This window comes from Thalassotalea litorea (genome assembly GCF_005843925.1).
Classification (GTDB): domain Bacteria; phylum Pseudomonadota; class Gammaproteobacteria; order Enterobacterales; family Alteromonadaceae; genus Thalassotalea_A; species Thalassotalea_A litorea_A.
The window spans coordinates 14,713-30,022 of the sequence record NZ_VCBC01000018.1; the positions used below are offsets into that span (position 1 = coordinate 14,713).

Below are 15,310 nucleotides of genomic sequence, written 5' to 3' on the forward strand. Positions count from 1 at the left end.
TTTTTCAACTATTTGAATTAAAAGTATTTTTACGCGAATATTCGGTTGTTTGAAAAAGTGCATTAATTTGTAACCAGCGATTGTGTTTAGCCGTCAGATCCGGTAAAAATCCAGCCACAATTTATTTCAATAAAAATACCGCGACGCCATATGTTATTAAGCCCTTTTACACCACTGAAATTAGCCAATGGCCAGGTGATTAAAAATCGCTTGGTAAAGGCTGCCATGGAAGAAAATTTAGGCGATGCCAATCTAGCACCTTCTAGCGCACTGATTAATTTATATCGGCAATGGGTGCGTGGTGGTGTAGGTGTCATGATCACCGGTAATGTGATGGTGGATAAGTTAGCGATGACAGGGCCTGCGGGTATCGCTTTGGAAGCCGATTCTACGTTAGATGCATTTCGCGAATGGAGCTCAGTGGTCGATAAAAGCGAGTGTAAGCTGATAATGCAAATTAACCACCCGGGACGTCAAGTGTTCAAACGTCAGGGCGGGAAGGTGTTCGCGCCATCTGCTGTGGCATTGGATATGGGTAAGCACTCGAAGATGTTTGCGCAACCGCAAGCAATGACGGACGCGGATATCGAAGACGTTATCACCCGCTTTGCTGCAACCAGCCTGCAAGCCCAAAAAGCCGGCTTTAATGGTATACAAATTCATTCGGCCCATGGCTATTTGTTGAGTCAGTTTTTGTCGCCAAAAACGAATCAGCGCCAGGATCATTGGGGAGGCTCGATTGAAAATCGTGCCCGCTTATTACTCGCCATTGTGCAAAAAATTCGTGCAAGCGTAACAGATGATTTTATCGTTGCGGTTAAGTTGAATTCTGCGGATTTCCAACGAGGCGGTTTCTCCTTAGAAGATGCCGAAAAGGTGATCGCGATGCTTAACGATCAGCAAGTGGATTTTGTTGAAATCTCCGGTGGCAATTATGAAGCACCCGCCATGCAGGGTAGGGCAGCCGATGAATATACGCTGGCCCGAGAAGCGTATTTTTTAACCTTTGCGCAAAAATTACAAAGAATCGCCAAGATGCCTTTAATGGTCACCGGTGGTATCAGTAATTACAGTACAGCATCGAAAGTATTGGCGAGCAAAATCGATTTGATTGGTATGGCTAGCGCGTTGGCTGTGCAACCAGATTTACCCTTGTGGTGGCAATCGAGAACAGAATTTAAGCCTAAACTGCCAAAAGTCACGGTAAAGGATAAAACCTTACGGGCGTTGGCAACCATGGCAACCATACGACGCCATTTAAGTCGCCATGGCCATAACAAAATAACACGACCCATTCATCCGATGGTCAGTTTGGTACTGGATCAGATGAAACTGGCGCGTTTGAACAAACGCTATCGTCGAAACTTTGTTGATTAGTACCAACCATCAACGTATCAGGCGCTAATTGCTTCAAGAGTTAGTTGCTTTTGAAGTATTGGGTTATTGGTGCAGGGTGTTAACGCCAATAACCAACAAAGCGCTGTTGTGGATAATACTTGACGGCTCAAACTTCGGTAGCCGGAACTTTACATTATTCAGGTTCATAGGGATCAGCAGCTCCCATCGGGATCGGTGGGTGTTGTTTTAAAGACGCAACATGCTCTTCGAGCTGAGGTAGCGCAGCTTTTAATACCCAAGTGTTTGGAAATAATACATTATCTTTCTCGTATGGGTCGCTTAACAGGTTGTAAACTCTGGGCATTGTGTAGCTTCTTAACACGTTATCCCATGTGTCCTGCTCTTTAAAATGAACCTTCCAATTGCGCCATTTTACCCCAAATATATCGTTCCCCATGTATACAACAAAACCATCGCGGCCCGACGTTTCTTGTTTTCCTAGGAAAAACTCACTCATGTTTTTCCCATCAATCACTCTGTCTTTGGGCACATCACCCCCGGCGATACCGGCAAGTGTTGGAAATAAATCCATGGCATGAACGATTTCATCGCTCGACTTTCCAGCTTGAATTTTATCTGGCCAACGGATCGCAAATGGCACTCTTAATGCGCCTTCAAATCCCGTAAACAGGCTGCCACGCCATGGACCGGATGAACCGTGGACGGCGGTCTCAACTGTAAGGTTTGTTTCGCCAACGTTTAATGCCTCAGGGCCATTATCAGCAGTAAAGATAAGGATGGTATTGTCACTTACACCAAGCTTGTCTAGCTGGTCAATAATTTCACCCGTGTAACCATCAATCTGCATTAATAAGTCAGCCCATATGCCATTGCCGGATTTTCCGACATAATCTGGATGAGGCATGGTCGGGAAGTGGGTTGCCGTGTATGGAAGGTACACAAAAAACGGCTTATCGCTTTTTACTTGCTGCGCCATAAAATCCATCGCACGATCGGTTAAATCACGATCAATGAGCGGCCGATAATCGAGACGATAGGGCCGGATTTTTTTCGGTTGTTCGCCTTTTTTACCGTGCATTACATAGGTTTCTGGTAATCCAGACGCTTTAAACCCAGGCGTCGAAGTATAGACGGACTCATCGGTGGAGTTAGGTACTCCATACCACTCATCAAACCCCTGATCTGTCGGGAATCTACCTTTTGTTCTTCCTAAGTGCCATTTGCCAAACATACCGGTAGCGTAACCGGCCTTTGACAACATTTCTGCCATGGTCACCTCCCATTGCACTAAGCCATACACTCCTTCTCCTAAAGGAATTGTGCCGTTGCCACTACGAATGGCATAACGACCTGTCATTAGCGCTGAGCGAGAAGGTGTGCATTGAACTTCGACGTTAAAGTTCGTTAGGCGTAATCCTTCGTTGGCAAGTTGGTCTAATCGTGGAGTTTCTGCGCCGCGAATGATACCACCGCCGTTAAACCCTGGTTCACCCCAACCAAAGTTATCCATAAAAATTAACACTATGTTGGGTTTATCCTTAGCAAGAGCTAAAGGAGATAGCAGGAGAAATTGCAGCAGCAAAGCAAGGAGTATGTTGATTGGTTTCATTGGTAACTCTAAAGGTTTTACGTAACAAAGTTAAAGTATAGAAAACAATCATTATTCATCAGCGAATTGTAACGGGCATGCGACACAAAAACTGGTTAACGCCTGAAGGCGTCGTTTAGGATGGTAATTCTAAGTCCGTGTTAGATAAATCCGCATGAAAGGGACGAATATGTTCCCGACATTAACGACATACCTACTCATATGATATCCATGCATCAGGTCTTCCTAGTACGCAGGATACCTACTTGGGTGTAGGCGTCGTTAATACGTTCCCGACATTAACGACATACCTACTTCCCTGTAGGCAAAAAAAAAGCCCGCTGAGGAGCGGGCCAACAAATAGTTGATAGAAGGAAGTTAAATAAATCCAGGAACATGTATTCCAAATAAAGGATGTTCATAAGATGGTGCGTATTCTAGGGAAGTGGGTGGGTTTCAGCAAACTAGAAAATTTATTTTTTCGCATTAGTTTTTCTAATGGTGCTTTGGTGTTTTTAGGTTTTCCTTTAGAACTGTTTACAATCAGTATAAACGTGACTTGCGAACTGTAATTAAATGTAACTTTGTTGATAAACAAGGCTAAAAAAAAGTAATTGGAATAAATTTAAATGACGCTCTTTGTCAATCCCAGAGGATCATTTAACGCAAAGGATTAAAAAACTACGCAATAGAAAATTTACGGCTGTGGCAAAAGGCTAAAAAAAAACTCTTAAATACCGCCTTTAATCCCTTGAGTGTGGCCTTTGTAATGGCTTAATATAAGTTAACTCAACTGGGACTAATAATAAACGCGCGAATGAGTGAACAAAAATCCACGCAAGGCAGCTTCGACTATCAACTCAGAGTCTATTATGAAGACACTGATGCTGGTGGTATCGTTTATTATGCCAATTATCTAAAGTTTGCAGAGCGCGCCAGAACCGAATGGCTCCGCTCTCTTGGAATTTCCCAATCTATTTTTCTTGAACAAAACCTGGGTTTTGTAGTCAGACGAGTTGAGATGGACAACAAAGCATCAGCCAAGCTCGATGATCGGTTAACCATTTCCACAACGATAAAACAATTAAAGAAAGCCAGCTTGACGTTTGAGCAGGTGATAAAAAATCAGGACGGAACCTTGTTGTGCCAACTGAATGTCCTTGTCGCCAGCGTGAATCTTCAACGCGCCAAACCTTGCGCTATTCCCGAGCAAATATTAGGAGCTTTAACCAGTGCACTCTGAATTATCCTTTATCGATTTATTTTTACAGGCCAGTGTCCTGGTAAAATCCGTGATGCTTTGCCTATTAGGCTTTTCTATCGCATCTTGGACCATGATTATTCAACGCTCAAAAGCTTTGAATAAGGCGAAAGTGCAAGCGGAACAATTTGAAGATAAGTTCTGGTCAGGTACTGACTTATCCCGCTTATACAAAGAAATCAGTGCTCGCGGCAATGTCACCGGTATTGAAAGTTTATTTATGGCAGGTTTTAAAGAGTTTGCCCGGATTCGAAAATCACCGGATTCTAGCCCGCAAGCGGTCGTTGATGGTACTCATCGAGCGATGCGTGTGGCTTTATCCCGTGAAGTTGATGGTCTTGAAACCCATCTGTCATTCCTGGCAACAGTTGGTTCAATCAGCCCATATATCGGTCTGTTCGGTACGGTTTGGGGAATTATGAACTCGTTTATCGCACTAGGTTCTGTGCAACAGGCAACCCTTGCCATGGTAGCACCAGGTATTGCCGAAGCCTTGATTGCAACGGCAATGGGACTGTTTGCCGCGATTCCTGCGGTAATGGCGTTTAACCGTTTCTCCCATAGTGTGGAAAAAATCGAAAACAGCTACGGCAACTTTATGGAAGAATTTTCCAGCATCTTGCAACGTCAGGCGATGACACCTAGGAGCTAAGTCCATATGTACGTTAGAGCCAAACGAAAACGCGTTGCCGAAATAAACGTTGTGCCATACATAGACGTGATGCTGGTGCTACTGATCATTTTTATGGTCACAGCCCCATTAATCACTCAAGGCGTCAAAGTGGATTTGCCTCAGGCTGACGCCGAGCCAATCGATCAGGATTCCAAAACCCCGCTGGTTGCCAGTGTGGATATCCACGGTAATTTTTACCTTAATGTCGGAGACAGTAAAACCGAACCGTTAGAACCCGATGAGTTAGCGACGTTAGTTGCCGCTCACCTTAAGGTAGAACCCGATACACCCGTTGTAGTGAATGGTGATGGTAATGTGCCATACAACTCCATTATTCAGTTGATGGTACTGCTACAAAAGTCCGGTGTTCCGTCCGTTGGTTTAATGACGGATGCGGTGGAGAACGAATAACCCATGTTTGCAGTACTGAAAAAACTGATTGCCAGTATCGTTAATTTCTTTATGGGGATCTTCACGTTTTTGCCGGATGGGAAAACACCGAAGCAAACCTATTCTATTGCCCTGTCTGTCGCCTTGATATTGCACCTTGGGCTTGGCGCAGCGTTGCTGTTTAACGCGGACTCTACCCCGAAACCGGTAGCGATGCCTAAAAACAATATGCCGGTTATCGATGCGGTAGTTGTTGATCAAAGTAAATTGCAAAAGCAGGTAGAAAAACTTGAACAACAAAAAGCAGCCGCGAAAGCCCGTGAAGACAAGCGCATAAAAGAACTCGAACGACGTGCTGCGGATGCCCAGAAAAAGCGTCAGCAGGAAGCAGATCGCATTAAGCGTTTAGAGCAAGAGCGTAAACGCAAAGAAGTGGAAAAACGCAAAGCCGATGACGCGGCGAAAAAGTCGAAGGCGAAAGCCGACGCGGAAGAAAAGAATCGCCGTAAAAAAGAGCAAGAGCGTAAGCAAGCGGAAAAAGCCGCAGCAGATGCCAAAGCTAAGCGACAAAAAGAGGAAGCGGCGGCAAAGAAAGCCGAAGAAGCGCGTAAGCAGCGCGAAGCGGAAGATCGACGTCGTAAAAAAGAAGCGGCAGAACGCGCTGAACAGGAACGTTTGTTAGAACAACAAATGATGGAAGAAATGAGTGCGCGTCAGCAAGCCCGTAACCAACAAGTATTAACCGAAGTGCAAAAATATGTGGCCTTGATCACTCAAACCATACAGCGAAACTTTATCATGGATGAAAATACCATGAAGGGGAAATCCTGTGATTTGAAAGTGAAATTGGCACCATCTGGGTTTGTGATCAGCGTGACGCCGATCAAAGGCGATCAGATTGTTTGCCAAGAAGCGGTAAAAGCTGTGAATAAAGCGGGCACCTTACCAGTTTCTCAAGATCCGGATGTATTTAAGCAGATGTCTGAGATCAATTTGAAGTATACCCCAGAGTTTTAATTGACCTGTTGTCAATTTCAATGAAAAATAACCGGCATTACATTGGAAAATAAGAAGTATTATGTTTAAAAAGAATCTGTTCATTTTAATCTTTTTCTTTTTGGGGCTAAGCAAGGCCTCAGCGGAACTGGATATTGTTATCACCGGTGGTGTCGACAGTGCCCGACCCATTGCCGTTTTACCTTTTAAATATACCGGATCAACACCATTACCGGAAAACATCACTAAGGTCGTCAGTGATGATTTACTGCGCAGCGGTAAATTTAACCCGATTAGCCAGGTGACGATGCCGCAAATGCCAGCCACTATTGATGATATCGATTACCAGGCCTGGGCCGATATCGGTGTTGAAGCCGTGGTAATGGGTAGTATTGAAGAAGCTGGTGTTGATCAGTTTCTGGTGTCATTCCAGCTTGTCGATGTGATTCGTGGACAGCTGGCCGGCTCCGATCGTCGTATGTTGCAAAATGGTCGTTTGGTCCAATCCGATGAGCATATTCTGATCAATTCCAAGCCGACCCAATATATTTCATCAAGCTTATTTCGCCCGAAAGCCCATCAGATTTCCGATAGCGTTTATGAAAAGCTAACCGGCGTTCGTGGTGCGTTTCAAACTCGCATTGCGTATATCATTGTTCGCGATAGCGGCGATCGTCCTTATCAGCTAGTCATGGCCGATTATGATGGTTACAATGAGCAGGTTTTGTTAAGTTCGCGCGAACCGTTAATGTCTCCGACCTGGTCGCCTGATGGCCGTAAATTAGCCTATGTGACATTCGAAGATCGCCAGGCACAGATTTATGTCCAGGATATATATACGGCGAAACGTGAAGTACTAAGTAGCTTTAAAGGCATCAATGGTGCGCCGCGTTGGTCTCCTGATGGCAAAAATATGGCGATGGTTTTATCCAAAGATGGAAATCCGGAAGTGTATGTAATGGCGCTTGCGACGAAAAAAATTCGTCGAATTACTCGCCACAGAGCCATAGATACTGAGCCAAATTGGACACCGGACGGTAAATCTCTGATTTTTACCTCAGAACGGGGTGGTAAACCGCAGCTATATCGAGTAAATTTGAACGATGGTAAAGTGAGAAGGCTAACATTTGACGGTGAAATGAACCTTGGAGGTTCAATAACACCAGACGGACGTCAATTGGTCATGGTTAACCGTACACAAGGACAATACCATCTTGCGAAGCAAGAATTAGGCTCAAACAATTTTCAGGTTTTAACTCAAACCCGATTGGATGAGTCGCCCAGTATTGCCCCCAATGGTGGCATGATAATCTATAGTACTTTGCATCATAACCGTCAGGTATTGGGCTTGGTTTCCGTAGATGGTCGATTTAAAGCCCGTTTACCAGCGTTAAACGGACAGGTTAAATCGCCAGCATGGTCACCATTTTTATAACAAAAAATAGTTAACTCATTATTATAAAATTATTAAGGAAAAAAAATGCGCTTTAATAAAGTAGTAAAAGGTATGGCAGTTGCTTTGCCATTGATGGCTCTAGCAGCTTGTAGTTCAACTTCTACTGTTGATGAAGAAGAAGCAGCACGTCAAGCACAAGCTCAAGCACAAGCTGAAGCTCAAGCTGATCGTGAAGCGGCAGCAGCAGCGGCAGCAGCAGAAGCGGCTCGTCTTGAAGCGGTAAAAGAAGAAGAAAAGCAAAAACTTCTTGCTGATAATACCATTTACTTCGACTTCGATACTTCAAAGCTTAGCGCTTCTGTGACTGCAACGTTGGATGCACACGCTGCATTCCTTGCAAACAACACGAACGCCAAAGTTGTAATCGAAGGTCACGCCGATGAGCGTGGTACTCCAGAGTACAACATTGCTCTAGGTGAGCGTCGTGCACAAGCCGTACAAAAGTACCTTGAAAACGCCGGTGTTTCATCTTCTCAAATCGAAACCGTAAGCTACGGTGAAGAAAAACCAGCAGTAAACTCTCGCACTGAATCAGCATTTGCTGAAAACCGTCGTGCGGTTCTAGTTTACTAATAACGTTTTTTTAAGGACGTTAAATGAAATCGTATAAACTTATTTTAGGTTTAGCGGTTATAGCCGGTGCCCCTGTGGCACTGGCTGCTCAACCCGCTCCAGTCCTGGATATTAACCAACCTCAAACCAGCCAGTCTTCGGCAAGTTCAAGCTCTTCTGATGATGTTGAAGCCTTGAAACGTGCGATACAAACCCGCAACCGTGCGTTAAACGATATGCAATTGCAAATTGATGAGTTGCAAACGGAAGTGAGCGAATTGCGTGGTTCAACCGAAGAACAGGCGTATACCATTAACCAAATTCTCCAACGTCAACGTGAACTGTACCAAGAGCTGGACAGAGTTGCGTCGATGAAAAGTGCGCCGTCAAAATCTGTGTCTTCCGGAGCGAATTCTGGCCCGGCAACAGGCGTAAATTATTCTGCGGATTTATCCGAAAATGAATCCTATGATCGTGCCGTTAATCTGGTACTTAAAGAAAAAAAATATGATCAGGCGATTCAGGAATTTAAAGCCTTTACCCGCAAATATCCTAACTCAAGCTATGCGGCCAATGCCCATTATTGGTTAGGGCAGTTATTGTTTAATAAAGGTCAGTTACAAGAAGCAGAAGCCGAGTTTAATATCGTAATTGATAATCACGAAGGTTCAAATAAGCGCAGTGATGCCATGTTAAAAGCAGGCATGGTGGCGCAAAAACAAGATAACCTGAGTAAAGCTCGTCAAATGTACAACCGTGTGGTTAGCGAGTATGCAAATTCTTCAGCGGCACAACTGGCAAAAACACGTCTGAACAATCTGTAAAAAACGTGTCTGAAACCTTTCTTATCGGCCGCTTTGGTCGATAAGATGCTCTATCTGATGGCTTTTTGTGCAAACAAACTGAATTATCGAAAAAAAACGAATTTGTTGTTGCACTAAAAATTAATATGAGTATCATATGCCCCGCGTTGAGGCACAAGGCCTTAAGCAGCAAATGTGGGTCGTTAGCTCAGTTGGTAGAGCAGTTGGCTTTTAACCAATTTGTCGAAGGTTCAAATCCTTCACGACCCACCACTTCTTCCTCAGAAGTACAATTTGAAAAAAACTTGATAAGGGTCGTTAGCTCAGTTGGTAGAGCAGTTGGCTTTTAACCAATTTGTCGAAGGTTCAAATCCTTCACGACCCACCACTTTCAAGTTTATAAAATTCCGTTTTTCCACTATGTTTAGTGATTAACACATCTTTAGGGTCGTTAGCTCAGTTGGTAGAGCAGTTGGCTTTTAACCAATTTGTCGAAGGTTCAAATCCTTCACGACCCACCACTTTCTTCAAGTTTCCCAAAACTTGTTTTATGCACTACGTTTATAATGCTGCTGCGTTTATTGCATAGCAAAATTGATTCATCTTTAGGGTCGTTAGCTCAGTTGGTAGAGCAGTTGGCTTTTAACCAATTTGTCGAAGGTTCAAATCCTTCACGACCCACCACTTTCCTAGGCTAAAAACTCTCCTTACTGTCAATTTTTAACGTACGTGACATAAATGTCACTCCGAGTACGTCAAAATAAATTTTGACTCAGAGTACGGGCAGAAAACGCCCTTCGAGTTAATACCAATCACATTAAATTATTGCTCACTCAGTGAGAATTTAAAGGCTTTTAGGTAAGGCTTTGATTGCAGAGAATGGTTGCTCCATTGTCAAAATCAGTGACGCAGGATAAACGCCTTTAAAACTCACCCGTAGGGAGTTTACCAAAGGCCCATTTACGACCCTATATTTCATTAATATAGAATGACTATATCAATAAAATCTATGTTGTAACTGAACCTCTGCCCTAACTCTGAGTTGTGCACAAACTTAATGTGATTGGTATAAGAGCCGCTTTTACCCGCTACCCGCAGCGATATTGTTTATCGCATACCCGCAGTGGCGTCGTTTGCTACGTACCCGAAACAATCTTTGATTGTGTACCTTATTAAACGCCCTTCGAGTTAAGAGCCGCTTTTACCCGCTACCCGAAGCGATGTGGTTTATCGCGTACTCGAAGTGGCGTCGTTTGCCACGTACCCGGAACAATCTTCGATTGTGTACCTTGAGTAATCTTAGATTACATTTAATTCGGATTTTCGAGCTATAGGCATTTGCAGGTGATTCCTTTATAATATTCCGCAGTTTTTGTTCAAACCCAATTCCATTAACCAAAGCGACTCAACGAGTGCACCGTTAATCGAATGGGTATCATAACCACGAGTTGTTTACGAATGTTAGAAACCACCTTAGCCGTTGATTTTGAATACACCTTTCCAGCCAAGCCGGCAAAGCTTTCGGATGCTGAAAAAAGCGAATACAAAGTCAAAATCAAACAGTTATTAAAGGAAAAGAATGCGGTCCTGGTTGCCCATTACTACACCGATCCTGAAATTCAGGCGCTAGCCGAAGAAACCGGGGGCTGTGTTGCCGATTCTCTTGAAATGGCGCGCTTTGGTAATCAACATTCTGCTGAAACGCTAATCGTCGCTGGTGTGAAATTTATGGGCGAAACCGCCAAGGTTTTAACGCCAGAAAAAACCGTACTGATGCCGACACTGGAAGCAACTTGTTCTCTGGACTTAGGTTGTCCTATCAAAGAATTTAACGCCTTTTGTGACCAACACCCGGATCGTACCGTGGTGGTTTATGCCAATACATCCACAGAAGTAAAAGCCCGAGCGGATTGGATTGTAACATCATCCTGTGCACTGGAAATCGTTGAGCATCTGGACGAGCAGGGTGAAAAGATACTCTGGGGGCCTGATAAGCACCTTGGCGCATACATCGAGAAACAAACCGGTGCTGATATGATTATGTGGGACGGTGCTTGTATCGTCCATGATGAGTTTAAAACCAAAGCACTGGCCGATATGAAGGCATTGCATCCGGATGCCGCTGTATTGGTGCATCCTGAGTCTCCAGCATCCGTTATCGATTTAGCCGACTCCGTCGGTTCAACCAGTCAATTGATCAAAGCCGCTCAGGAGATGGACAATCAAAAATTCATCGTCGCCACCGACCGTGGCATTTTCTATAAGATGCAGCAGCTTTGCCCAGACAAAGAGTTCTTCGAAGCACCGACCGCAGGCGAGGGCGCTACCTGTAAAAGCTGTGCACATTGCCCCTGGATGGCAATGAATGGCCTAAAAGCTATCCATGATGCATTAGTCGATGGCACAGGCCGTGAAGTTGATGTGGATATGGATTTGCGCGATGGTGCATTAAAGTCATTAAACCGTATGCTAGATTTCTCGGCACAATTGAAAAATCGATAACATAATCCCTTTTTCTTCGGGCAAAGGGATTAGACGGCAGTGTGTAGAATTCAGATGGCAGATAGAGCGGCTTTTCCTAAACTGTGTGAGTAACCAAGGTTACGATCTGATATCTGCAACCTTTACGTTTGATGGCAGCCTAAAAAAACAGCAATCAAACTTAAGTTTTCCGATTTCTACTTGCGTCCTTGCAAAATATTCCCTAACATACGCGCACATTCAGATATACCATGTCTGGGTACAAAATTTAGGTGACGTGTCCGAGTGGCTGCCAAGGGGTATTAACACACTTGGCGTGCTCAGCCAAATCACCAAACGTGAAAAGAAACACGATTATCAAATTCTTCTACAATTCGATTTAAGGTGACGTGTCCGAGTGGCTGAAGGAGCACGCCTGGAAAGTGTGTATACGGCAACGTATCGAGAGTTCGAATCTCTCCGTCACCGCCATTTTTCCCTTTAAAATCAATAGCTTGCGAGGATTTTAAAGTAAAAGGTCTAATTTGTAAGTATCTGAAATATATCACATTTATATCTGGCGTTTGTCCGCAATTCCTCCGCGGCCTTTTTCAAGGCACAGATTTCAAAAAATTCTAAATATTAATCGTATCTAAAAAAGCATTCACCGGACGGTTTTGGGTTTGATGGTATTCATCAATTTGACGGCCATAGGTTTTATACAAGCTATGCAAGTCATTATGGCCAAGCTGACGGGCAATAAAGAGATGATCCGCGCCAGCAAAAATCATGTTCGAGGCGAACGTGTGGCGCATCTGATAAGGGTAGCGATAGGGCACGTTGGCGTTTTTAAGGACGATGGTCCAATGCCGGCGAATAGAACCATGTCTCGAATCCCAGGGACGATTGGTACGCGGATTTAAGAACACCAAATCGTTTTGCAGCTTAGTGTATTGGCGTTGCTCGTTTAAGGCTTCTATCGCTTGATTTGGCAAGGCGATGGTGCGAACACCTGCTGGCGTTTTCGGGACTTTGGTTTGTCCTAAGCAGCGTGCTTGACGAACATGCACAACCCCTTCAACTAGATCCACATCTTGCCACCGAAGCGCAATCAACTCTTCCAATCTCATGCCCGTAAAAAAACCAAGGATCACTAAGTGTTTGAACTGCGGGCGCGTACAATGGGCAACAATCGCCTGCATTTCTCGCTTCGAAAACGGCTTAATGTCAGCTTTCGCACCCACCGATTTCTTTAATCGATGCGCATGGTTCTTAACAAGCGTAGATAATTTCAATCCTGACAAGGGGTTAACCGTAATGGCTTTATCTATCACGGCTTGGTCGAGCGCGATTCGAAGAACCGATAACGTCATGCTTAACGTTTTTGCTGCAAGGTTTCTCTCCACTAAACTTAAGAAAAATGCCTGGATCGAGGCTGGCTCTAAGTGAGTCAAACGAACGTGTTGTAGAGGCGCAAGGCGCCTGGCACACACTTGGTAACTGGTTAGCGATGAGTTGGATTTACCTTCTTTTTGCGCAATGTTCAACATGCGTTGAAGCGAATCGCCCAAGGTCTGGTATGAACTGCCATAGCCAAACTTTTCTCGCTGAGCGCCATTTGGGAAGTAGTCAACATAATGAAACTGACCAATGCTGATCTGGTGTTTGATTTCGCCCAGTAAATGACTCGCGGCTTTTAAGTCGGTTGCGCTTTCCGGGTTTAAACCTGGCAGTGGCTCACGACAACTGATGCCTTGGTAAGTAAAGCTAAGGTTAATGGTCGAAGAGCGCTTATGCGCTCTGACAGTTACACCTGGGAAATCAGTTTTTATACTGCTTGCTGACCGGCCCATTTTTCTACCTCCCGCACGTTAATGCGTCTACGTCTTGCTACTACGGTATAGTGCACACCCTTTCGCCATATACCGCGAGCGATGCGATTATTGACTGCGGCCAAGGTTTCTCCTGACAATTCGCAATAACGATTGACCGTTACCATGTTCATAAATTCTCTCCTAAGTATGGTTAAACTTTAGATTAGTATTTGAATGAATTTTCCTAAGCCACAGTGGTTATTAAAAAATCTAATCCGAATGAACTCACTGTTTTCGGTTGAAATTTCATCCAATATATTGGTTGATGTTATCGGGAGTTAAACACTTGCAACAGGTAACTAGGGGTCACTTATTTTTAGGTTTGCCAATTGAGATATAGTCGTGATAGTCTGATACTGTTCATTTAAACAGTGGTTGTAGTTGCCGTACTGGTAATCCACACGGACTTTTGTGAAAAATTTACAGGGAGTAAATTATGACATTGTTAAAGAATATATCGACTGGCACTGAGTCGATCCTCACGCCCCACAAATGCTTTGTTCGAAGAAACTTAGATTCATTTTTGGTTCACTTGAAAATACCTCTGATTTTTGAAGGTAAGGAGATTCAACCCGAATATCGCGTAGATGTCTATGAACCGGATGCGGTGTTAAATAAACTTGCGTTTGTCCGAGAACTTTCAAATACCAAAATAATTATTGAACCTGCTAGTGATGACTTTCGCAATTGGATTGTCTTGCGTTTGAGTGAGTTCAAAGCGCCACCTGGTATGGAAGTGGAATGTTTGGGGATCTTATACGACTTTTTTGAAGGGAATAGATACAAAACATCCAAAGCATGGAACCCGCACGAGTCGGAAGTTTTAAATACTGATTCCGCAAAACATTATGGGAGTAAGGCTAACAAGGAAAAAAATGAAGCGCTTCACGCTGAAGTAGATAATTTTATTCTCAATGCGTATGAGAGGGATCCAACCATGAGCGTACGACAAATCAAAGACGAATATGGAAGAAAACACGTGGATTTGAGCGACGAAGCTATTGACTATAGAGTCAAAACTTCCCGCAAACGATTGAAAAGGGAACAAAAATTATCTTCATAGTTTTAAGGACAGTGTCTAGAATTCATCGACGTTTGAAGTAATGATTTCTGGACTTTATTTATAAATTTAATAGTCGCTTGTTCTTGATTTAATTTGAGTCAACGATTCTTATGAAACATTTCATTACCTCCCCGCAACTGACATCGTAGCCGTCATTTTTACAATTTCATTGAGCCAGAATTTCAACGCCAATCGAAGGCGCTTTTCTTTAAATATCTATTGGCAGCGCCAAGGCTGGTAAATTAACCCGCCATTCAAATTTTAACCCCACGTTTTATGAATCGAGACCTGAATTTGGCATCGGTCAATCCTTTGTATTTAAAAAAACAGGGGTGGTTACCTTTTGTCCTTTATATCAGGATTTTATGGTATGTACATCACGGGTGTCGCGTCCGTGAACAACAATCTCTTTAATTTGGAGGCGAATATGCCAAACGTAAAAATGGGTTTACCCCCTGATTTAACGGATTTGATTGAGTTAAGTATGGGAAAAGTTTTAGAAGTAAGCCATGAGGAACACGCCTATACAAAGCTTTTGGTTGTCGGAAATGCCGGAATGGAAAAGTCGACGTTTACAGAACAGTTTTCTGCTCTGGATATTTCCGAAATTGTGCATGATTTGATGCAGCAGGAACGAATCACGTTAAGTACCGGGGCGATATACAAACTGTTGGACCAACGAAGTGCGATCTTAATCGTTCGCGTGATAAACCGTTTACGGGCAAAACGTAATGCTAGGTTATTGATGTTAGAGGATGTGTGGAAGTTTCTAACGCAATTCGATAGTTCAATTCAACAACTCTCAACCGATAAGGGAATATTGTCATGAATTTTT

At 43.7% G+C, this 15,310-nt stretch carries 13 protein-coding genes and 5 tRNA genes; 16 read left to right on the forward strand and 2 right to left on the reverse strand.

Translation table 11 applies throughout. The features are described 5' to 3' along the window. Nucleotides 1–150 precede the first annotated feature (150 nt). Entirely contained in the window at nt 151–1,377 is a 1,227-nt protein-coding gene (locus FE810_RS15305) for an NADH:flavin oxidoreductase/NADH oxidase family protein (protein ID WP_138321246.1), read from the forward strand. A gap of 154 nt (nt 1,378–1,531) precedes the next feature. On the opposite strand, the gene FE810_RS15310 is transcribed toward FE810_RS15305, so the two are convergent. After that, a complete protein-coding gene (locus tag FE810_RS15310) occupies nt 1,532–2,968 on the reverse strand; it encodes an arylsulfatase (protein ID WP_138321248.1) in 1,437 nt (478 codons plus the stop codon). A 796-nt stretch (nt 2,969–3,764) separates the two neighbouring features. On the opposite strand from FE810_RS15310, the gene ybgC reads away from it, so the two are divergent. From ybgC to FE810_RS15375, 13 genes are all read left to right on the forward strand, one after another. Beyond that, nucleotides 3,765–4,190, forward strand: a complete 426-nt coding sequence (gene ybgC, locus FE810_RS15315) for a tol-pal system-associated acyl-CoA thioesterase (protein ID WP_138321250.1) — start codon at nt 3,765–3,767, stop codon at nt 4,188–4,190. Continuing rightward, nucleotides 4,180–4,860 (forward strand): protein TolQ, encoded by a 681-nt coding sequence (tolQ, locus tag FE810_RS15320; protein WP_138321251.1) that lies wholly within the window; start codon nt 4,180–4,182, stop codon nt 4,858–4,860. Before ybgC ends, tolQ begins: the two co-directional genes overlap by 11 nt. Nucleotides 4,861–4,866: 6 nt before the next feature. After that, nucleotides 4,867–5,292: a protein TolR gene (gene tolR / locus FE810_RS15325; protein WP_138321253.1), complete on the forward strand. Its 426-nt coding sequence runs from the start codon at nt 4,867–4,869 to the stop codon at nt 5,290–5,292. Between the two features lie 3 nt (nt 5,293–5,295). Then, nucleotides 5,296–6,288 carry a cell envelope integrity protein TolA gene (gene tolA, locus FE810_RS15330; protein WP_246037078.1) on the forward strand — a complete coding sequence of 331 codons (993 nt, stop codon included), beginning with the start codon at nt 5,296–5,298 and terminating at the stop codon, nt 6,286–6,288. Between the two features lie 61 nt (nt 6,289–6,349). Beyond that, the gene (gene tolB / locus FE810_RS15335) at nt 6,350–7,702 is read left to right on the forward strand and encodes a Tol-Pal system beta propeller repeat protein TolB (protein WP_138321256.1); all 1,353 of its coding nucleotides are present in this window, start codon (nt 6,350–6,352) and stop codon (nt 7,700–7,702) included. 45 nt (nt 7,703–7,747) lie between these two features. Continuing rightward, nucleotides 7,748–8,296, forward strand: coding sequence for a peptidoglycan-associated lipoprotein Pal (pal, locus tag FE810_RS15340; RefSeq protein ID WP_138321258.1), 549 nt, complete (start codon nt 7,748–7,750; stop codon nt 8,294–8,296). Nucleotides 8,297–8,319: 23 nt separating this feature from the next. Then, a complete protein-coding gene (ybgF, locus tag FE810_RS15345; RefSeq protein WP_138321260.1) occupies nt 8,320–9,099 on the forward strand; it encodes a tol-pal system protein YbgF in 780 nt (259 codons plus the stop codon). A gap of 176 nt (nt 9,100–9,275) precedes the next feature. Beyond that, nucleotides 9,276–9,351 (forward strand) — tRNA-Lys (locus FE810_RS15350). A 39-nt stretch (nt 9,352–9,390) separates the two neighbouring features. Further along, a tRNA-Lys gene (locus tag FE810_RS15355) sits at nt 9,391–9,466 on the forward strand. Nucleotides 9,467–9,523: 57 nt separating this feature from the next. Then, a tRNA-Lys gene (locus FE810_RS15360) sits at nt 9,524–9,599 on the forward strand. Between the two features lie 87 nt (nt 9,600–9,686). After that, nucleotides 9,687–9,762, forward strand: a tRNA-Lys gene (locus FE810_RS15365). Nucleotides 9,763–10,536: 774 nt separating this feature from the next. After that, entirely contained in the window at nt 10,537–11,580 is a 1,044-nt protein-coding gene (gene nadA, locus FE810_RS15370; protein ID WP_138321262.1) for a quinolinate synthase NadA, read from the forward strand. 362 nt (nt 11,581–11,942) lie between these two features. Then, nucleotides 11,943–12,030: transfer RNA gene (locus FE810_RS15375), tRNA-Ser, on the forward strand. A gap of 143 nt (nt 12,031–12,173) precedes the next feature. Here the strand turns inward: FE810_RS15375 and FE810_RS15380 are convergent. Further along, complete coding sequence (locus tag FE810_RS15380) at nt 12,174–13,391, reverse strand: site-specific integrase (protein ID WP_138321263.1); 1,218 nt, start codon at nt 13,389–13,391, stop codon at nt 12,174–12,176. 457 nt (nt 13,392–13,848) lie between these two features. Here FE810_RS15380 and FE810_RS15385 point away from each other — a divergent pair, with 457 nt between their 5' ends. Both FE810_RS15385 and FE810_RS15390 read left to right on the forward strand, forming a co-directional pair. Beyond that, nucleotides 13,849–14,475: a hypothetical protein gene (locus FE810_RS15385; protein ID WP_138321265.1), complete on the forward strand. Its 627-nt coding sequence runs from the start codon at nt 13,849–13,851 to the stop codon at nt 14,473–14,475. 427 nt (nt 14,476–14,902) lie between these two features. Continuing rightward, complete coding sequence (locus tag FE810_RS15390; RefSeq protein WP_138321267.1) at nt 14,903–15,304, forward strand: hypothetical protein; 402 nt, start codon at nt 14,903–14,905, stop codon at nt 15,302–15,304. The last annotated feature ends 6 nt before the right edge of the window (nt 15,305–15,310 follow it).